The sequence below is a fragment of the bacterium genome (assembly GCA_028821235.1).
Taxonomy (GTDB): domain Bacteria; phylum Actinomycetota; class Acidimicrobiia; order Spongiisociales; family Spongiisociaceae; genus Spongiisocius.
This window is the reverse complement of the sequence record JAPPGV010000085.1, coordinates 1-2226: the sequence shown is the minus strand read 5'-3', so window position 1 is coordinate 2226 and position 2226 is coordinate 1. Positions and strand designations below refer to the sequence as shown.

The window sequence follows — 2226 nt, the reverse complement described above, 5'->3', positions numbered from 1 at the left end:
CGGGTCCGCTCCCGAATTGATCCCGGTTCCGGTTCCCTCGACGTCGAAAAGCAGGGAGCCGGCGGTGCTTGTAGCTGCCGGGCAGTATGCCGCGGGTCCGTGACGTGTTCAACCCCCTTGTCCGGGCGCCCGGGCCATGTCGGGTTGGCCCGCGCCGCCCACCACGGCCATCGGCCATAGAGCGCGCTGAACCGTTGGCGCAGGACACTCGGAAGTACCTCTTCTCCGATCCCGGGCCTCGGAGATTCCGGACCGGCGGAAACCTTGCCCGGTGGCTGCCGATCGTCATCGCGACCGGCCTCCTTGCGTGTGGCAGCAGCTCGGATCCGCTGGAGGACGCACTGGTACTGGTGGTCTCCTCGGACCTGGCGGTGGGCAGGGAGCGGGTGCTGGTCTCCGCCATCGATGCCGAGAACCGATCACTGGTCACCGATCAGCCGATAGAGCTTGCCTTCGTGGCCCCGGACGGCTCGCCGCCGGAAGCGGTGCCCGGCCGGTTCATCTGGGCCATTCCGGATGTCCGGGGCTTGTGGGTGGCGGAGGTCCACTTCGACCAGGCCGGCACATGGACCTTCCGGATGCGGACTGGAGATGATCGGGCGATCGAGGGCGCCCCGTTCTCGGTGAGCCCCGAGCCGCGCACTGTCGGGGTCGGCGAGAGGGCGCCGCCCTCCGATTCCAAGGCCCTCCCGGAAACACCTTTGGGATCGTTGACCACCGACCCGGCGCCCGACGTCCGGCTCTACCAGACGACCGTTGGGGAAGCGGTCGGTTCCGGCCGGCCGTCGGTGATCGTCTTCGCCACTCCCGCCTTCTGCACCAGTCAGACCTGCGGCCCCGTGGTCGACGTAGCGAAACCGCTGATCGACATCTACCCGGATGTCAACTGGATCCATGTGGAGATCTACGAGAACCTGGACGCCTCCAGTCCCGCTGACCTGGAGTTGACCAGGGCGGTCGTCGAGTGGGGATTGCCGAACGAGCCCTGGGTTTTCGTGGTTGACGGCGCGGGCATCGTGACCCACCGATTCGAGGGCGTGCTCGGTCGCGCTGAACTACAGGCTGCCTTGGATAGAGTGACCTCCTGAGGCGCCGGGAGGCGTGGCGCGCCCCGAGGTCCCCGGCTTGGTGGCCGGATACCCGAACCCGTAACATGTAGGGGTCTGCGCGGTACCCCGCGGCCCTGGCTTGGAAGGGAGACATGGAACGACGCGAGCGGCCGGCCCTTTGGCTGTCCAGACGTCTGCCGGTCGCTCTCCTGACCGCAATCCTGCTTGCGAGTTGCGGGAGGGTGGAACAACCCCTCAACACCTTCGACTCCCGGGGTCCCATAGCCGAGCGGATCAACGAGCTGTTCTGGCCCGTCTTCTGGGGCGCAGCGGTGATATTCGTGCTGGTCCAGGGCGCTCTCCTGCTGGCGGTCTTCCTCTTCAGGGAGCGAAAAGGGAAGGAACGTCCCGAGCCCAAGCAGGTCGCCGGCAACACGCGCTTGGAGCTGATCTGGACGGTGGTTCCGACGATCATCCTCGCCGCCATCGCCGTCCCCACCATCTCGACCTTGTTCGATCTGGCCGAGTGCCCCGGCGACGCCATGGAGGTGGAGGTGATCGGGCACCAGTGGTGGTTCGAGTTCCGGTATCCCGATTCGGGCGTGGTGACCGCCAACGTAATGGTGATCCCGGAGGACACCGAGGTCTGCGCCAAGATGACTTCCGAAGACGTCTTGCACAACTTCTGGATTCCGAAGCTGGCCGGCAAGCGCTACCTCGTCCCCGGGCAGGAGACCGAGCAGCGGCTGTATGCCGACGACCCGGGCGAATACTGGGGTCATTGCGCCGAGTTCTGCGGGCTCAGCCATGCACGGATGCGCGCCCGGGTGGTAGCGATGACCAGGGCAGACTACGACGCCTGGACGGCCGGCCAGCTCCTTCCCGCCGTCTCGCCGGAGCCCGGCTCCGAGGCCGAGCGCGGCATGGAGGTGTTCCTGGGCGGGGCCTGCATCGGCTGCCATATCATCGACGGCGTCAACAACCCCGACCCGGAGACGCTGACCGTCCCCGCCCCCGACCTGACGCACTTCGCCAGCCGAGGCGTGTTCGCCGGCGCCACCCTGCCCGCCCAACTCGACCCCACCCAGGCCGATTGGGAGGAAGGCCTGCGGCTATGGCTGGCCGATCCACCCACCTGGAAGCCGGGCTCGTTCATGCCCGAACTCGGCCTGACCGC

Annotated in this window: 2 protein-coding genes; both read left to right on the top strand. The window is 67.4% G+C overall.

The window, feature by feature from the left end; genetic code table 11:
• Nucleotides 1-194 precede the first annotated feature (194 nt).
• Entirely contained in the window at nucleotides 195-1088 is an 894-nt protein-coding gene (locus tag OXK16_09810) for a hypothetical protein (GenBank protein MDE0376242.1), read from the top strand.
• Nucleotides 1089-1201: 113 nt separating this feature from the next.
• The coding region (gene coxB / locus OXK16_09805) for a cytochrome c oxidase subunit II (protein MDE0376241.1) at nucleotides 1202-2226 on the top strand (1025 nt) is incomplete at its 3' end.